General features: G+C 41.3%; 12 protein-coding genes. 3 read left to right on the top strand and 9 right to left on the bottom strand.

Translation table 11 applies throughout. The features are described 5' to 3' along the window. Positions 1 to 951: 951 nt before the first annotated feature. The 4 genes from NWP25_RS03355 to NWP25_RS03340 all read right to left on the bottom strand — a co-directional run bounded on the left by NWP25_RS03355 (position 952) and on the right by NWP25_RS03340 (position 5,098). Positions 952 to 3,042 carry an NAD(P)H-quinone oxidoreductase subunit 5 gene (locus NWP25_RS03355; RefSeq protein ID WP_280651720.1) on the bottom strand — a complete coding sequence of 697 codons (2,091 nt, stop codon included), beginning with the start codon at positions 3,040 to 3,042 and terminating at the stop codon, positions 952 to 954. 206 nt (positions 3,043 to 3,248) lie between these two features. Then, positions 3,249 to 3,635, bottom strand: coding sequence for a thioredoxin family protein (locus tag NWP25_RS03350; protein ID WP_280651719.1), 387 nt, complete (start codon positions 3,633 to 3,635; stop codon positions 3,249 to 3,251). Between the two features lie 396 nt (positions 3,636 to 4,031). After that, positions 4,032 to 4,745 (bottom strand): NnrU family protein, encoded by a 714-nt coding sequence (locus NWP25_RS03345; protein WP_280698873.1) that lies wholly within the window; start codon positions 4,743 to 4,745, stop codon positions 4,032 to 4,034. A gap of 32 nt (positions 4,746 to 4,777) precedes the next feature. Continuing rightward, positions 4,778 to 5,098, bottom strand: coding sequence for a hypothetical protein (locus tag NWP25_RS03340; protein ID WP_280651717.1), 321 nt, complete (start codon positions 5,096 to 5,098; stop codon positions 4,778 to 4,780). A gap of 19 nt (positions 5,099 to 5,117) precedes the next feature. On the opposite strand from NWP25_RS03340, the gene NWP25_RS03335 reads away from it, so the two are divergent. Further along, positions 5,118 to 6,131, top strand: a complete 1,014-nt coding sequence (locus NWP25_RS03335; RefSeq protein WP_280651716.1) for a LysR family transcriptional regulator — start codon at positions 5,118 to 5,120, stop codon at positions 6,129 to 6,131. An 863-nt stretch (positions 6,132 to 6,994) separates the two neighbouring features. On the opposite strand, the gene NWP25_RS03330 is transcribed toward NWP25_RS03335, so the two are convergent. Beyond that, positions 6,995 to 7,753, bottom strand: coding sequence for a Crp/Fnr family transcriptional regulator (locus NWP25_RS03330; protein WP_214441636.1), 759 nt, complete (start codon positions 7,751 to 7,753; stop codon positions 6,995 to 6,997). Positions 7,754 to 8,243: 490 nt separating this feature from the next. Between NWP25_RS03330 and NWP25_RS03325 the strand changes: the two genes are divergently transcribed. Continuing rightward, positions 8,244 to 8,918, top strand: a complete 675-nt coding sequence (locus tag NWP25_RS03325; RefSeq protein ID WP_313959057.1) for a glutamate acetyltransferase — start codon at positions 8,244 to 8,246, stop codon at positions 8,916 to 8,918. Between the two features lie 367 nt (positions 8,919 to 9,285). On the opposite strand, the gene NWP25_RS03320 is transcribed toward NWP25_RS03325, so the two are convergent. Beyond that, entirely contained in the window at positions 9,286 to 10,185 is a 900-nt protein-coding gene (locus NWP25_RS03320) for a Cof-type HAD-IIB family hydrolase (RefSeq protein WP_280651714.1), read from the bottom strand. Positions 10,186 to 10,382: 197 nt separating this feature from the next. On the opposite strand from NWP25_RS03320, the gene polA reads away from it, so the two are divergent. After that, positions 10,383 to 13,310 (top strand): DNA polymerase I, encoded by a 2,928-nt coding sequence (gene polA / locus NWP25_RS03315; RefSeq protein WP_280698871.1) that lies wholly within the window; start codon positions 10,383 to 10,385, stop codon positions 13,308 to 13,310. Between the two features lie 71 nt (positions 13,311 to 13,381). Here polA and NWP25_RS03310 read toward each other — a convergent pair whose 3' ends face one another. The 3 genes from NWP25_RS03310 to cofH all read right to left on the bottom strand — a co-directional run bounded on the left by NWP25_RS03310 (position 13,382) and on the right by cofH (position 17,124). Beyond that, complete coding sequence (locus NWP25_RS03310; protein WP_280656924.1) at positions 13,382 to 14,881, bottom strand: family 10 glycosylhydrolase; 1,500 nt, start codon at positions 14,879 to 14,881, stop codon at positions 13,382 to 13,384. 617 nt (positions 14,882 to 15,498) lie between these two features. Further along, positions 15,499 to 15,897 (bottom strand): photosystem II protein Psb27, encoded by a 399-nt coding sequence (gene psb27 / locus NWP25_RS03305; RefSeq protein ID WP_280651711.1) that lies wholly within the window; start codon positions 15,895 to 15,897, stop codon positions 15,499 to 15,501. 84 nt (positions 15,898 to 15,981) lie between these two features. Further along, entirely contained in the window at positions 15,982 to 17,124 is a 1,143-nt protein-coding gene (gene cofH / locus NWP25_RS03300) for a 7,8-didemethyl-8-hydroxy-5-deazariboflavin synthase subunit CofH (protein WP_280688547.1), read from the bottom strand. Positions 17,125 to 17,384: the final 260 nt, after the last annotated feature.

The raw sequence follows: 17,384 nt of genomic DNA, 5'->3' as shown, positions 1-17,384 counted from the left end.
ACCTTCAAGCTTGTATGTGTCAACAAATCAGTTATGTTCATTGGATGGAAGATATTATGAGATGTTGACATTTTCACCTTTGATAGGACTACTATATCTAACTATGTAAAGTTTTGTAACGACATTCAACATTTCTGGTCCGAATCACTGGCAATTATCGAGCTAATTGATGTTTTTGATGGTGATACAGTTACATGGTTCTGGATTGGTAGTCATGGGGATTATGAGAGTTTTTTCTCATAAGGTTCACTTCTAGAAAGTAAGATTATATTAAATAAATATTTATATAACCAGCTTCACCCAAAATATTTTGAATAATATATAACAATGCCGTTGACTTAGCGTCAAAAACCTTATTATTCTTAACACTAAGAGTATTCTAATATGAAGGGCTACTATTGGATTTTTGAACAGAAATGCAGGGTGCCCGTAGCCCAAGGGGCATGGCTTCCCTAAAGCGAGGAGAGTACGGCATCAAAGTCTTAATAAGGCTGCATTACGGATTTCATCATAAGTCACCTTACTATACCTAGTTTTTTCATAAATAAAACCGGATTCCCATAGTTCCTCCGTTATCCATTTTTCCATCCGTTTGATGTGGATGTGTCAAAAGCAATATACTGTGTAGTCCCATCTACAGCAGCAATGGCGGTAGGTGCTGTGAACAACAAGCTGCAAACTGAAACCAGTAATACTAATGAGTAGAAAACAAATTTTCGCAACGAAGGAAAATTTTTCGTTTTTTTACACCCGAAATTTCAGTAACTTTACGTCCTGCATATTGGATCTTTCTCTGTGAGAACCCCTCAAAACTTAAATAATTTTAACATTTAAGTTTCTTGATTAAGGCGGTACTAAAATTCTGGGCTGTGGCAACAAACTTTGACAAAATTTGTGTAAAACAGGGGTAAGGTTAAAGATGATTCCATTACCTTTCCCCTGTGGTCTATATCAAGTTATACCAAAAACTATCACCAATCCCAAAACAGCCCCAAAGATAATTAAGGCATAAAATTGAGCGCGACCGTTTTCTAGGTACTTCAGACCTTCACCACTTACCAGAGTGAAAAAGCCTGTAAGGTTAACAGCACCATCTACCACGCGAAAGTCAACTTCCATCACTTGTCTAGCTAGACGACGTAAGCCCAGAACAAAGACACGATGGTAAATGTCATCAAAGTACCACTTGTTCAGGGATAGATCGTAAAGTGGTTTAATTTGAGATGCGATCGCAGCTGGGTCAATTTTGCCCCACAAGTACATCAACGAAGCCAAGGTAATACCAATTAAGGAAATCCCCACTGAAGCCCCCGCCATGACGTAAAACTCCGTGGGGTTAAACTCAGCAGCCTTTTCCAAGACCCCTGTGAAGGTTTCCCTGGGCGGAAAAATAAACTGCTCGAAGTAATTGGCATAAGGTGTGCCCAGCAAACCAATCAAAATTGAGGGTATGGCCAAGAGTGCTAAAGGCAAAGTCATCGTCCAAGGCGATTCATGGGGACTATCGCTGTGGTGTACGTGGGAGTCATGTCCACCTTTTGCTGCCAATTCTCCTTTTTTCATTGCCCCAGGTCCAAAATTAGGTGCTGGTTGGGCTGACTCTAATTCCAAAATAATGGGAGCGGCGGCTTTTTTCAGCTTATCCTTGATTTTCTCGTCATTCCCCCGGAATTTGCCTTCAAATGTCATGAAGTACATTCTAAACATATAGAAAGCTGTAATACCGGCAGTTAACCAGCCAATCAACCAAAGAAGTGGGTTAGCTTCAAAAGCGCTACCAAGAATTTCATCTTTTGACCAAAAGCCGGCAAAAGGTGGGATACCAGAAATTGCCAAGCAACCAATCAAGAAGGTAATTCCCGTGATTGGCATATACTGTCGTAGTCGTCCCATCAATCGCATATCTTGAGCGAAAGTGGGGTCATGACCGACAACAGCTTCCATACCATGAATCACCGAACCAGAACCCAAGAACAACATTGCCTTAAAGTAGGCATGGGTCATGAGGTGAAACAATCCTGCACTGTATGAGCCTAATCCCATCGCCATCACCATGTAACCTAATTGGGAAATGGTGGAGTAAGCTAGACCCTTTTTGATATCGTTCTGGGTCATGGCGATGCTGGCACCCAAAAAAGCCGTAAATGCTCCGGTAAAGGCAATGACGTTCATGGCTGCTGGGACGTGTTCAAACACTGGGTACATCCGGGCAATGAGAAAGACACCGGCTGCCACCATTGTTGCGGCGTGAATTAGGGCAGAAATGGGGGTTGGGCCTTCCATTGCATCTGGGAGCCAGACGTGCAGAGGAAATTGCGCGGATTTTGCCACCGGCCCTAGGAATACCAAAATTGCCAATAAGATGGCAAGGAGATTGCTCACAGAGCCTGTTTCTATCAATTGGGAGAGGCGATCACCCATGACCGCAAAATCAAAGCTTCCCGTAGCCCAGAAAAGTCCTAGGATGCCAAGTAGTAGACCAAAGTCACCCACGCGGTTAGTTACGAATGCCTTTTGACAAGCATCTGCTGCCGCCTTGCGATCATACCAAAAGCCGACCAGCAAGTAAGAACACATCCCGACTAATTCCCAGAATATATAAATTTGCACCAGGTTGGGACTAACTACTAAACCCAACATGGAGGAACCAAATAAACTGAGATAGGCGTAAAACCTGACGTATCCTGGGTCATGGGCCATATAGCCATCGGTGTAGACCATGACTAATAAGGCTACTGTGGTGACAACCACTAGCATCAGGGCTGTTAAATGATCGATAGTGTAGCCCATACTCAGGTGAAAGTTTCCTGCTGCTGCCCATTCCAGGGTGCGAAGGTAAGCTTCGTGTCCTTGAATTTGGCTCCACAGCAAGGTCAATGACATACCCATCGCTGCTGCCATCAAGGAAATGATCAGTACAGCGTTGAGTTGCCGCAGGCGGTTTGTCACCTGATTTAAAGAAATTAATCCCAGACCAACCAGCATTGCTCCCACAAGCGGGAATACTGGAATTAGCCAGGCATATTCATAGATTACTTCCATCACTGACGCTTACTTTTAGAATTATTGACTAACTTGGCGGAACTGTTAATAATTTTGACACACACCCTTGAGGATAAAATACCCCACCCAAAGGTTATTGAGTGGGGTAATTAAGCATGGTTTTATATTTTAGAAACTGTCTCCTAGGGAATAGAAAGCGGGCAATCGTGTTACTAATAACCAGTAACTACTCCTCAAGACCCTATTTATGCTGAACGACATCCCAAGTCTGCTGTTGTCAGATGATTGTATGTTTTAGAACGGGTGTTGTAAGTGAGTTTAATTTCTTCTAAAGCTAGACGTAAATCTTCTTTACCACGGAAACCTTCTAGGCGATGCCGAATTATGCCATTTTCAACCAACAGTAAAGTTGGCAGTGACTTGAGTCGGTAACTGTTAGCCAGTTTAAAATTATTATCAGCATTAACCCCTACCAACTTAATTTTATCCCCACATTGAGCATTAAATTGCAACAACAGAGGGTGAATAATGCGACACAACCCGCACCAGGGAGCTTCAAAATTAACTAAAACAGGAATTGGAGATTGTAAAACTTCTTGAGTAAATGTCCGCTCACTAACCGACAACACCATGACGCCTCTAGATTTATAAGGTTTTTTTATTAAACTAGCTATCAGTAGCGGGAATTTGCAAGCCAGTCTTTGCTTACATAAGCTTTGGGGGAAACATTATTATGCAACTACTCCAGCGTTGATTTTCACTCTGACAAAAAGTTAGGGCAACTCATGGCCTCGCCAGTTTGAGTTTTTAACTCCTAGTTGTTTCTGTGTCCAAGGAATTTATGCTGTGTTATCACTTCCCCGATAGAGGCATTTGACTGGTAACACACCCAGATAAAATATCAAACTGACTGAGCGCACCCCTACTGATAACTTATTTGAATTTATCCTACATTGATTTGGTAGCAGTTGATCAGCATAAATTTTCCCTAACTTGTATTTTCTTTTGATAGCGGGGATCATCTCAAACTACCATAATATCTTACTAGTTGCCATAATTAACAGGGGGTGTGCCCACGAAAGTAGAGCTATAAAAATTCCTACACCTAAATAAGCCGGGCGGATAAATTCCTGCCATTTGATAGATTGACGACCATCAATAATTGCTCGGAAAGGAATAACTGATGTCCTTTGTTTGACAATTTCAAAGGCCTCACCATAGCGGACAGCAAGACGGCGATCTCCATGCCAAACTCCAAACAAGTGATGAAATATCAACCCCATGGAAGTAACCAGGGTAAAGCTAGTTCCGATCCAGAGGGTATGGGCAAGACACCATATTATTTGTCCTACCATCTGGGGATGCCGGGTAATACGAATAATCCCTGTCTCGAACAAGTGGACTTGGGGCTTTTGAATGGCGGCAATTTCTAGTAAATTGAAGGTGGCAGGATACAAAAATAAAAAGGAAATTGCTGACAATACCCAAACCACTACCCTCACTCCTGGCACCCCCTGTACCAACCAAAGTTGCAAGCCATCATAACGATGATTGAAAAAGTAAATAATTAAGATTACAGCTAACGGTAAACTAACTAATGCAAAGCAAATGCGATAAAGCCTTGGCCCTATGTGTTTTTCTGCCCAAGGACGCAGGGCAGCTCCCCCACTGTGGGCGATCGCGAATGTTAATTCTAACCCCAACATGACAAAATGACTGGGAGTAAGCCAAAAATTCAGCATCGTATACATAGGTGAAGTAATATAACAAAAATTTAACTTAGCACAATCATTACCACAAGGTGTTCAAAAGTGAACTTTAGTGAAACAATTTTGGATTTGAGATTTGTGATTTTATGTTGACGTTGGCGAAGCCTAAGCAATGCAACGAGTATTTCAGATTTGTTCCGCTTTCCTGGCAACCTTGCTCGAACCAAAAGACCATCGAAAATCCCAAATCCAAAATCTGAGATTGGTAGGGTCAAAATGTTGTGGTACTGTCTTTTTCGAGTAAAGCCTTCAAGTTGAAGATGCAACAAAACAAGCCCAGTAAAAAGCTGAAAAACTTGATTTGTTGCCCAAGCTGCTCCTTTCAAAATTTGTGGGTTTAGCCTTATGTCTGACCTTCCTTTTACTTTAGATCAGTTACGTATCCTGAAAGCGATCGCTGCAGAAGGGAGCTTTAAGCGGGCTGCTGATAGTCTTTACGTCTCCCAACCTGCGGTGAGTTTGCAAGTCCAAAATTTAGAACGGCAGCTGGATGTGCCTTTATTTGACCGTGGAGGTCGTCGCGCACAATTAACCGAAGCCGGTCATCTACTATTAAGCTACGGGGAAAAAATCCTCAGTCTATGTCAGGAAACCTGCCGCGCTGTCGAAGATTTACAAAGTCTCCAAGGTGGTACTTTAATTGTCGGCGCTTCTCAAACTACTGGCACTTATTTGTTGCCTAAAATGATCGGTATGTTCCGGCAAAAATATCCAGATGTGGCTGTGCAATTGCACGTCCACTCTACCCGGCGAACCGCTTGGAGTGTAGCTAATGGACAAGTTGATCTCGCGATTATCGGTGGGGAAATTCCCTCTGAATTGGCAGAATGTTTAGAAGTTATCCCTTATGCTGAGGATGAACTAGCCCTGATTTTACCGATATTCCATCCCTTTGCCAAACTCGACAAAATTCAAAAAGAAGACCTATATAAACTACAATTCATTGCCCTGGACTCACAATCAACTATCCGCAAGGTGATTGACCAGGTGTTAGCACGTTCTGATATTGATACCAGGCGCTTTAAATTCGAAATGGAACTAAATTCCATAGAAGCAATCAAAAATGCCGTGCAATCAGGCTTGGGAGCAGCATTTGTCTCCACCTCAGCCATCACCAAAGAATTACAAATGGGTGTACTACGATGTACTCCTATTGAAGGTGTCGTCGTCAAGCGAACGCTATGGATGATTTTTAATCCTAATCGTTATCGTTCCAAAGCGGCGGAAGCCTTCAGTCAAGAAATTTTGCCTCAGTTTGCCACCCCGGAATGGAATCAAGAAATGTTAAAACTATCACAACAAAAACTCATGGTAAACACACTGGATGGAGCTACCACCAATTCTTCTGAAGCGGGCTAACATCTAATAATTAACCTGTTGTCATAAGTCATTTTTTTTTTGTAAATGACCAATGATTAAATAATGACTAATTCGTAGTTCGTAATTCATAATTCATAAGTTCAGGATACAATTTCCTACTTTTAATTTATTGATTGGCAAAATACAATTTGTCCTGATAGAACAATTACGAATTACGAACTAGACATTAATAATTACAGTTACTAAAAATATGAACAAATATTTCTTTTATAGCTTTATCAGCTCTGCAAACAGGCTAGATATAAACCTCTAAGAGTGAGTTTCCATCCAAGAGATAAGTTAGGTAAGTAACGAATATTTTATCGGTCACTGGTGCTTCTGCTGTGATTTTGGGAAAAAATTATCATGCCCAAACCAGGATGTGGAATGAAAAGTTTCATTCATTATTAATGCTTTTCAATACTTTAATTTTCAGCAAAAATCGGAACTTAAAGTCCAAATTAGGTTTGAGAAGTTTTTTTCCTAGGCCATTTGAGTGGTCAACCCAATGGTCTGATGTGGAGTTTAATCCACGACCACCCAAGCCCAGTCTGAGTTTACTGATAGTCCGGGTAGCATCCCATACGCTTTTGCCCCTGAAATGTTGCCTCAATATGGTGTAGCCCTTGCCGTTGGGGCGGACGCAAGGGCTATGGACTGCTCATTACCAAAAACATTTATTCTCCCTTTTAAATGTTTTGGTAAACAGAACAAATTGAGCATTGAGATTTTTTAATCAACAAACTACCCAATCAAGCACAATCTGTTTGTGGTGGTCAAACAGATTGCTCAAACCTAACAGCAAGTCGGTGTTGCTGACTCTAACTTGCTGTGGCTTTTTGTGACCAGATCTGAACTGCGTTTTAGCTGACTCGATTTATCGACTCTGCCGGCAAGCAAATAAGATTATCTCCTTGGGTGAGGATTAGACCGCGTTGACGCAATTTGCCCATCAAGCGAGTTACAGTAACGCGAGTCGAACCGATAGCGCTACCAATTTGGGCATGGGTAAGGGGGAAGGGCAGACAATAGCCACGAATCACATCGGGATCAGTTTCGCTCATTGACGGCTCTCCATATTCCTCAATCAACAGTGTAAGAAATCCTAAGAGTCGGTCAATTGTGCGCCGTTGTCCCAAGGCACTCAGCCACAGCAATTTACGCTGGTGCTGATACCTAAAGGCATCCATTACTTCACGCCGAAAGTGAGGCCAGTTGTCTAAGTCGTGCCAGTACATCCACAGCACCGCAGTTTGGTCAACATGGGCGTATGCTTGGAGCGTGAATGGTGACTGAGCAACAATTTCAAAAGGCTGTCCCGCACCGACAAAACCTAAGAAGGCTTCCTCTGGAGTTCTGTTAATTCGTCGAGAGGTTAGCTGACTGGCAGTGGCACTAACTTGTGCGGTTCCTACCATACGGATTGCGCCCCTTTGCACCAAGTAGAGCAATCCAGGTCGGGCTGGAATGCGTTCATCTTTGCTAAAGGTGCGGCAGCGGTAGTGTTCTTGAGCCCAGTCAAGAATCCGTTGCCAAGTTAAAAAAGGCCGTGATGCCTCAGAAAAAGAAGATGGAGATTGCATAGGTAACAAAGAGCGTTCGGCTGAAGACAAAGACGTCATAAAAAGGTGCAAGGAGTGTCTTTGTGTTGGCAGAGTAGGCTTAACGCCTAACAGCGTCAGCCATCCAAAGAGTAGAAAAGCAATGAGTTTGCGCTCTACTCTTTTGTTATACTTTCTACTGTACAATGATGGTAGTAAAGTTTACTTACTATTCATCTAATATTCATCAAATTTTATGCTACTCTCATTTTTCTTCATTAAGATTAGATTTATATCTTAAGATAGCTGACCAAAATATACAAATCAGTAAGAGTTACTTTTTTAGAATAAGCCCATAGTATATTAGAAGCTACTAGTGTGCAAGTATATAGCAATTAAAAACTTAATATACAGTTATTTGTTGTATGTTCTAAGTATTTCTACTTCTAATAATCGACTTACAAGCATAAAAACTAGAAAATTTTCTCTATACAAAGTTAGAGACCATAGTCGAGTCTTATATATTTCAGGTGTAGCCTTAGGGGAGGCGAAATCTCATAATCAAACAACTATGGAATTGGCCAGTGGAATTGTTTCTCACTTATCAGCAATCAGTGAGGACGTTTTTGCCGTGCAAACAGTTCCTCCAGGATGGATTTATTTACAATTAACTCATCCATTTTTAGCTAGTTGGTTGCAAACCCTGGTAACCAGGAGTTTAGGAGAAAATTGGGAAAGGGACAAAGGCAAAATTACCATACAACATCAGTCTCGCTTATTTGCTATCCAATACGCTCATGCACGCTGCTACTCATTGTTGCTACTAGCTCACAGAGAAGGATTGATTAAACTTAGAGAACCGATGCCAAATATGAGTGAAAACTGTGGTGGGCATCAACCAAGTCTTGTAAGTTTGGTGTCAGTAGAGCAAATACCTTGGCTCAAAGATGATCAAACACTCCGCCTTAATCACCCAGCAGAGGCTCGTCTAACTGCCCAGTTAATACAAGTGATAGACAATTTAGAATTTCCTGATGTGTGTGATGTTGTGAACTGGGAAAAAATGGCATTAAATTTAAGTCAAGCTGTTGAGGTTTTCTGGTGTCAGTGCCCTATTTGGGGAGAGGTGAAAATTTCTTCGCCAGAACTAGCCAAAGCCAGACTGGGATTAATGATCGCTACCCAATCTGTGTTGAGTTATTTATTGGTAAATAAACTGGGTTCTTTTGCTCCTTTGGAGTTATGACACAGTGAATATCCTGAATATCAACCCATGATCAGACTTTGGGCAATTTTTCACTATTGTGAACAGGGAAATATTTGCGTTGTTGGATTGGGCTGGTAACTGAACCGTTAATACAGGTTGGCTCTAGGTAATTTTGAGGTAGCCTTTGCAATTCACACAAGATTGAATGTCTAGGAAATTTTATGCTGAATGAACTGACCACCAGCCAGTAGGCTCTCACAAGCAAAAAACCAAAACTTTTCTCGTAACTATTGACTCATTTCATCACCTCGGCTATATTATCTGGTGTGTGAGGAGCGAACCAGCAAAGGCACCGAGACGAAACACGGCCAGTCGTCGGTGTCTTTTCTGATTTCATCTAATTTTGTCAGAGTGGATGAAAATATTCTGACGATAGTAAAAACTTCTCAATGGCAGTGGCAACTCCATCTTTCTCTACAGTGGGAGCTACCCATTGCGCCATCGCTTGCACCCCTGGTGGAGCGTTGCCCATAGCTACACCAATGCCAGCATATTCAAGCATTTCTAAATCATTAAAGTTATCACCAATGGCCATGACATTACTACTTTGTAACCCTAGCAGTTCTTCAGCAATGTAGCGCACAGCAGTTCCCTTATTGACCAAGGGATTTGTTGCTTCAAAAAAGGTAGCAACAGATGTTGTCAGATAAAGTTCAGCTGGTGTGTATTGGCGGCGCAAGTCTCCGAATAGCTGCTTGATTAATTCCGTATCTTCGCACAATGCTAATATCTTTGTCGGTTCATTAGTGAGAACTCGCCGCAAATCGCCCACGGGAATCGGGGTAATACCGGAACGTTCTGCATAAATTTGACTTTCTTTGGTCAAATCCCGCACGTAAAGTTGGTCATTGATATAGAAGTGGACAGATAATAGCGCTCGCAGGTGCGGTTGTTCAAAATAGTCTAGCAACTGGTGAGCAATATCTTTGGAAACAGCCCAATGGCGATGAATTTTCTGATTAGCTGGGTCTTGAATCCAAGCGCCCTGATAAGCTGCTAGTGGTAGCACAGAGTTAATTTCTTGGTGGAAGCGTAAAGCTGAACAATACATCCTACCAGTAGCGATGGCCACTTGAATTCCCTGATCCTGTACGGCAGCGATGGCCTGCTTTACAGCTGGACTTAAAGTGTTAGACTCTCCAGAAATCGTGCCATCGATATCTAGAACAAGTAGTTTTATCATGTTTTGTGCTGCTATAGCCTGATCACTAGTGGATGCCAAGTCAGCAGCAGATACTTTGTGCATAAATTCCCTAGATTTTAACTTCCAGTATGAGGTTACCAGTCTCTAGGAAGCTCTGGAGAGTAATGAAGCTAAAATTTTTAGTTATTAAACTGAACGCTTTTTTCTATACTTCATGAGAATTTTGAAATGATATTTGTCAGATCCAAATCTTTTGTGTATTGGGAATAATTAGAATATGCTATGGCTACAATAGATTTATGTCTCAAATTTCCGATGTTGTCACCGCAATACGTCCCACCTTCATCCTTATAGATGGACACTCCCTGGCTTTTCGTTCCTATTTTGCCTTTGCCAAAGGACGAGATGGGGGACTACGTACTAAATCGGGGATTCCTACTAGTGTGTGTTTTGGCTTTCTCAAATGTCTGATAGAAGTCATGGACACGGAACAGCCACAAGCAATGGCCATTGCTTTTGATTTGGGTTTACCGACTTTTCGCCACGAAGCTGATGATACCTATAAAGCTGATCGCCCTGGAACACCAGAAGATTTTGTACCTGATTTGAAAAATCTTCACGAATTACTAGAAGGCTTTAACTTAAGCATTTTTACGGCTCCAGGTTATGAAGCAGATGATGTGTTAGGAACCTTAGCAAAACAAGCCTCTGCCGCAGGGTATAAAGTAAAAATCCTCACAGGCGATCGCGATTTATTTCAACTCATCGACCCTGATGAGCAAATCACTGTTTTAAGTTTTAGTCCAGATGCGCTGAAACGCTCTACAAACGCCATTACTGAATTTAGTACAGAACAAGTTAAAGCAAAATTAGGTGTATTACCCACACAAATTGTTGATTTTAAAGCTCTTTGTGGTGATAAGTCAGATAATATTCCTGGTGTCAAGGGAATTGGCGACAAAACAGCCGTACAATTGCTTAGTACCTACGGTTCTCTTGAACAAATTTATGCATCTTTAGATCAAATTAAAGGCGCAACTCAGAAAAAACTAGAGGTGGGTAGAGAAGACGCTCAAAAATCACAATATTTAGCAAAAATTGTCATAGATGTTCCTCTAGAAGTTGATTTAGAAAGTTGCAAATTAACAGGATTTGATAGCAACCTGCTCATTCCAATTTTAGAAAAGTTAGAATTCAAAACTTTTTTAGGTAAAGTTAAGGAACTTCAGCAACGCTTTGGTGGAGAACTTGCGGAAACTTCAGTAACCGCAAACCCAGAACTAGCAAACACTGATGAAGAAGATGATGATGATGTCTGGTTTTTCAGTGCTGTTGACACACGGATATTAGCACAGCAAGGAGCATTACCAGTTAAACCACAAATTATTAATTCCCCAGCTAAACTCACAGAATTAGTCAAACTGCTACAAACCTTGAGTAACCCAATCATCCCCGTGGCTTGGGATACTGAAACCACTGACTTAGAACCACGGGATGCTACTTTGGTGGGAATTGGCTGTTGCTGGGGAACAAAACCAGATCAATCTGCTTATATTCCTCTGGCGCATAAAAGTGGCACAAATTTGAGTCAAGATGTGGTACTAGCAGCACTCCAACCAATTCTCACCAGTGCTGATTATCCCAAAACTTTCCAAAATGGCAAATTTGACTACTTAGTTTTTCGCTGTCAAGGAATTAAATTAGCAGGACTTGTTTTCGACCCTATGCTAGCGAGTTATGTTCTTAATCCAGATACTAGCCACAACCTGAGTGATTTATCACAGCGTTATTTGGGATTAAGTCTGCAAAATTATGAAAATTTAGTTCCCAAAGGTGAAACTATTGCTGACATAAGTATTGGTGCGGTGGCTGATTATTGCTGTTTGCAAGTTTACGCCACGTTTCAACTTGTGTCAAAATTGCGTGAGGAACTAGAAAAATCCCCCGCTTTGAACAAATTATTAGTAGAAGTAGAACAGCCGCTAGAACAAGTTTTAGCAGAGATGGAGTATACAGGAGTCCGGATTAATTCAGTTTATTTGCAAGAACTTTCCCAAAAGTTAGATATAGATTTAGCCAAGTTGCAGGAACAAGCAACTACAATAGCAGGGGAAATTTTTAATTTAGGTTCTCCTAAACAATTGAGTGTAATATTATTTGAAAAATTGCAATTGAGCACCAAATATTCGCGTAAAATCCAAACAGGATACTCTACAGATGCGGCAACATTAGAAAAATTGCAAGAAGTTGATCAAACCGGATTTGTTGATGCCATTATTGAGTACCGCACTTTATCTAAATTAAAGTCTACTTATGTAGATGCTTTACCGGCATTAGTACGTTCAGACACTCTGCGAGTGCATACTAATTTTAATCAAACAGTAACATCTACTGGCAGGTTATCTTCTTCTCATCCCAATTTACAAAATATCCCCATTCGCACAGCTTTCAGTCGCCAGATTCGCAAAGCATTTTTGCCAGAACCAGGATATTTAATGGCGGCGGCTGATTACTCACAAATAGAGTTGCGAATTTTGGCGCATTTAAGCCAAGAACCAATATTAGTGGAAGCCTATCATCAAAATCAAGATATTCACACTGTCACCGCTCGTTTGCTATTTGAAAAGTCAGATATTACATCAGATGAACGTAGGATAGCCAAAACTATCAATTTTGGTGTAATTTATGGTATGGGTTCGCTGAAATTTTCTCGTTCCACTGGCATAGATAAAACCATTGCCAATGAGTTTATTAAACGGTTTAATGAACGTTATCCGCTAGTTTTTGCATATTTAGAAGGGTTAAAAAAACAAGCAATCGCTCACGGTTATGTAGAAACTATTCTTGGCCGTCGGCGTTATCTTGAGTTTACCAATAATAGTTTACGTAAGTTAAAAGGCAGTAAACCAGAAGACATTGATTTGAGTAAATTAAAAAATTTAGGTGCTTATGATGCGGGATTATTACGTTCTGCTGCTAATGCTCCTATTCAAGGTTCTAGTGCTGATATTATTAAAATTGCCATGATTAGACTGCATGATGTGTTGCAGAAATATCAAGCGCGATTGTTATTACAAGTTCATGACGAATTAGTGTTTGAAGTTCCTCCCCAAGAGTGGGAAGAATTACAACCACAAATTAAGTTGGTTATGGAAAATGCTGTATTTTTAACTGTGCCATTAGTGGTAGATGTCCGCGTCGGTGATAATTGGATGGAAACGAAATAGTTACAAATAAGCTCAGTGAAATATGAGTCAGGGAATTTATTCTATTCCCTGACTATGTGGGAAAGGTCTTTTTACCGAACACGACAGAACTTGCGATCGCTATCATGTTCAGGGTATTGCCAAGAATAGGCAAAATGGCTAACTCCTGCTAATTGGGGAGCAAATTGGCGAAGTGCTTGTATTTGTGCTTCTATTGATGGGCGATTACTAACTGATGCTCCCCAATTTCCTGCTAGAGCAGGAATAATTTTTGTCCCTGGTTGTGCGGTGTTCAAAACTCGTTTTACTTGCTGCACAATGCAAGCGACATTACCACAAGTTGCATAGGACATGGGATGCCATTCTAAATGATTAGGGAACCTATCCCAAGGTTGCAAACGAGAATCATACCCTTGTCCTACAGTTTGATTACCATCAGGAAAAAACACTACCCCTGATGGAATGCTTTGTTGCTGGGCTGGGTAAGTAGCTAAGGCGACAAAATCTAAAATACCTTGCATGGCATGGGCAACTGCCAATTGCCACAATTGCAATTGCAATTGTGGTTGTCTCTGACTGGGAGATAGAATTGACTTTGGTTCTGGCTGAAGAATCCGGCCTTGCCACATGGGTTCGCTTTCTTGGGGGTGAAGCTGATCGACTTCGTTGATATCTCCGGCTGTTACGTATCCCTTACCCAAAAAACGCCGAATTAGTTCTGTTCCTTTGTTATTCTCGGCACGGCGAAATAAAGCTTGTTGAATCGCTGGACTAAATAGCCACAAATCAGAAACTGTAGTGGCAATAGAATTACTTCCTGCTTGTCGCGGGTAGCGTACATAGTCAAAGAGGATTCCATCAGGTCTACGACGTACTACTTCCTGGACCATTTGATAGTAGTCACGTTTTGCTTGTAAGTTATATGGGTCAATGAATACTTGAGAAGTATTATCAGTGACATATAAGCTGGTTTGACCCTTGCCATTGCGAGCCAGGGCATCTGCGCGATCTGAACGTTGACTGTATGTGTAACCGAAATTGTTAGTAAACATCCAGGCGTAAACCTTTAAACCACGTTGCCGCCCTTTTTGAATAGCTGTAGCCAGTAAATCTACTTTTTCTGCTCCTGGAGTGCGAATTACCGATGGCCACACTGTGGGATTAGCTGCTGCTGGTAATAATACCTGCCCGTCATAAAAGACTTCTACATAAACTTTGTTGTAGCCAGCATTGACAATGCGATCCATGATTTGGTCAATTGCTCCTGGCTGAAGGTCACAGGGATATAAGCGTAACCAGATTGCTTGGATTTCTGGCCAAGTTCGATTACGGCAATTTTGTAAATCCTGTGCGTGTTGGTTCACTAGTTGTTGGTAGCTTTTCTGGGCATCTTGACTACCTTGGACGGCTGACAAACGTAAGTCTTCTTTGGCTTTTGCTGCTGCTGTTGATAGTTGGCAATAATCTTTTACTTGCGGCTGTGCTGCTTGGCTAACAAATTGAGAAATCAAGAAACTACTAGTGGAAACAGTAGCGAATAGACAGCGCCAAAATAGTGTTCTTTTTGGTAAATTCAAAGGAGAGTTAGACATACATAAAAGTAGAAGCACAAATCTGTGATTAACCCTATGAAAATTAACTTTCAGTTACGGATATCAAAGGAAACTAACAATAACTGAAAGTTTGAACCTCGGTTGTTCAAGACTGCCAAAATTCTATTTCTGTTGCCAGATGTGCTCAGAAATTTGTAGATTGACTAAACAAAAATGATACTTGGGCTGTATTTAAGGGAATTTATACTCCCACCAATAAAAGTTTTGGGTTGTAGTGTCTGATTCTTGCTGTGGCCTAGGCTACTTTGGGCTGTCATCTGGTTTATCTAGTTTTAATTTGTAAGCATCTGTTTTATACCCACTGACTGCCCACCATTAGGTAAGAAAAACTTATTTTTATGTATCGTATGTGATTTACAACATTGGACTCCCGGGTATTCGGGTATTTTATTTTGGCCATGGGAGTTGTTGGGGGAGAAAACCAGTCTTGGCTCAAAAGTGGCATCTGATGTCATTGCCGATATTATGCTATGACCGTTAAGATTGCTAAAATGTCTGCCTAGGGTGGATTTTTACATGGGTCGTGATTCATCTCCCAGTAAACTCCTTCGTTGCTGTACTGGGAGTTATCTCACGACGTCAAAGATAGCAAATAGTTAAGCACCGCGTTTCAAAGCCGACTCTACCCGTTCTAATTCTTGCTCTAGACGATTTTTGAGCTTTTGGGGTACGGGACGATTTGGGTAAGAACTGTAGTGTCCAGCTAATGAGTTGAGGGCTGTTCGCATAGTTGTAAAGGAACTCAGATTAGAAACAGAATTATCCCGTTGGTAGCGAGCAGAAAAATCATTGATTTTTTGACGTGCTTCTGCTTGGATAACTTCTTTGTTGGGTGAATCTGCCGTTAAATCCAAAGCTTCTTTCATAATATTGACTACAGCTAAGGTGTCTTGACGATAATCCCCTGTTAAACTGTCCGGACTAGCAGAACAGCCGGTAAGACCAATGGTTACAATCAAAACCAAGGCAAGTAGACGTGACCAATAGTGCTTCATATGTTCTCGATGAATAATAGGTAAATCAAGGTTCATCCTATCGTGGATTGGTATGCAGGGGATCATTCAAAAGATGAGCAGAAACTAATGACTAATGATTTTGTGATACAGAGTATCTCTTTGTTGGTACGGTCTTCCCAGGGAAGCGATAGCATTTTGCAGAGTATCCACTTCCATACAAGTACCACCCACAGCTCCTGCCATTGTAGTAATATGTTCTTCCATTAATGTACCACCGATATCATTGCAACCCCACAACAAAGCTTCAGTCGCGCCACTAAGTCCTAGTTTGACCCAACTTGGCTGATGGTTAGGTATCCAATTTCCCAAATAAATCCGCGCTACAGCTGTTAATAATAAAGCATCATTGAGAACAGGTTGATCGCGTCCCACACGATGACGTAATAATTTGGGTGCTTCTTGTCCGACAAATGGTAACAGGATAAACTCAGTAATGCGCGCCGGATATTCCTGATTAATGGCAGTTTTTTGTAGCGATCGCAATTTTTCTAAATGTCCAATTTGTTGTTCTGGTGTTTCAATATGCCCGGATAGTATGGTGCTAGTAGTGGGTAAACCTAATTTGTGAGCTGTGCTAACAATTTCTAACCAAGTGGCTGTGTCAATTTTTTCTGGACACAATATTCGCCTTACTTGATCGTCTAGTATTTCGGCTGCTGTTCCTGGCATTGAGCCTACACCAGCATCGCGCAAAGCCGTAATCACATCGGCATATTCAAGCTGATCAAGCCTAGCAATAAATTGAATTTCCTGGGGAGAAAAAGCGTGTAGATGTATGTGGGGAAATTGCTTCTTTATTGTTTCTACCAATTTGAGGTAGTAATGTAGGGATTTACCGTTGATCTGGGCTTGTGGATTTAATCCCCCTTGCATACAGATTTCCGTTGCTCCTCTTTTTACCGCATCTGTGGATTTTTCGACAATTTGCGCCCAATCTAACCAGTAAGCACCAGGGTCACCGTCATCCCGACGGAAGGCACAAAAACTACAGTGTTGGTCACAAATATTAGTAAAGTTAATATTGCGGTTAATTATGTAGGTTACCGTATTGCCTGATTGACTACAACGGAGTTTGTCAGCGGTAGTACGAATAGCGGCGATGGACTCTGGGTCGGTTTGTTTTAATAACACCACTCCATCGGCCGGAGATAAATCGTGCCCCAAAAGGGCATAATCCAAAATACTATCAACAGATTTACAGGGCATCAGTGATAACCAAGCTACTATTAACTATTTTGGCAAAAAGGGCTAATTATATTAGCCTTCACAGTATCAGGATTTCTCTCCTTCCTAACTCCCAAAATTCCTTATACAGGGAAATCTCAGTATCAGAAATGTTGAATGTCGTTACAAAACTTTACATAGTTAGATATAGTAGTCCTATCAAAGGTGAAAATGTCAACATCTCATAATATCTTCCATCCAATGAACATAACTGATTTGTTGACACATACAAGCTTGAAGGT

Origin of the sequence: Umezakia ovalisporum Ak1311 (assembly GCF_029891685.1) — a bacterium.
GTDB classification, from domain to species: Bacteria; Cyanobacteriota; Cyanobacteriia; order Cyanobacteriales; family Nostocaceae; genus Umezakia; species Umezakia ovalisporum.
The sequence above is the reverse complement of the archived record's forward strand: the minus strand, read 5'-3'. Positions and strand labels throughout refer to the sequence as shown.

Bases quoted from the DNA above. Each gene is read 5' to 3' on its own strand.
- psb27 (WP_280651711.1), bottom strand. From the start codon at position 15,897: ATGAAGCACTATTGGTCACGTCTACTTGCCTTGGTTTTGATTGTAACC.
- NWP25_RS03310 (WP_280656924.1), bottom strand. From the start codon at position 14,881: ATGTCTAACTCTCCTTTGAATTTACCAAAAAGAACACTATTTTGGCGC.
- NWP25_RS03355 (WP_280651720.1), bottom strand. From the start codon at position 3,042: ATGGAAGTAATCTATGAATATGCCTGGCTAATTCCAGTATTCCCGCTT.
- NWP25_RS03325 (WP_313959057.1), top strand. From the start codon at position 8,244: ATGGAATTGGCCAGTGGAATTGTTTCTCACTTATCAGCAATCAGTGAG.
- NWP25_RS03335 (WP_280651716.1), top strand. From the start codon at position 5,118: ATGTCTGACCTTCCTTTTACTTTAGATCAGTTACGTATCCTGAAAGCG.
- polA (WP_280698871.1), top strand. From the start codon at position 10,383: ATGTCTCAAATTTCCGATGTTGTCACCGCAATACGTCCCACCTTCATC.
- cofH (WP_280688547.1), bottom strand. From the start codon at position 17,124: ATGCCCTGTAAATCTGTTGATAGTATTTTGGATTATGCCCTTTTGGGG.
- NWP25_RS03350 (WP_280651719.1), bottom strand. From the start codon at position 3,635: ATGGTGTTGTCGGTTAGTGAGCGGACATTTACTCAAGAAGTTTTACAA.
- NWP25_RS03330 (WP_214441636.1), bottom strand. From the start codon at position 7,753: ATGACGTCTTTGTCTTCAGCCGAACGCTCTTTGTTACCTATGCAATCT.
- NWP25_RS03345 (WP_280698873.1), bottom strand. From the start codon at position 4,745: ATGCTGAATTTTTGGCTTACTCCCAGTCATTTTGTCATGTTGGGGTTA.
- NWP25_RS03320 (WP_280651714.1), bottom strand. From the start codon at position 10,185: ATGCACAAAGTATCTGCTGCTGACTTGGCATCCACTAGTGATCAGGCT.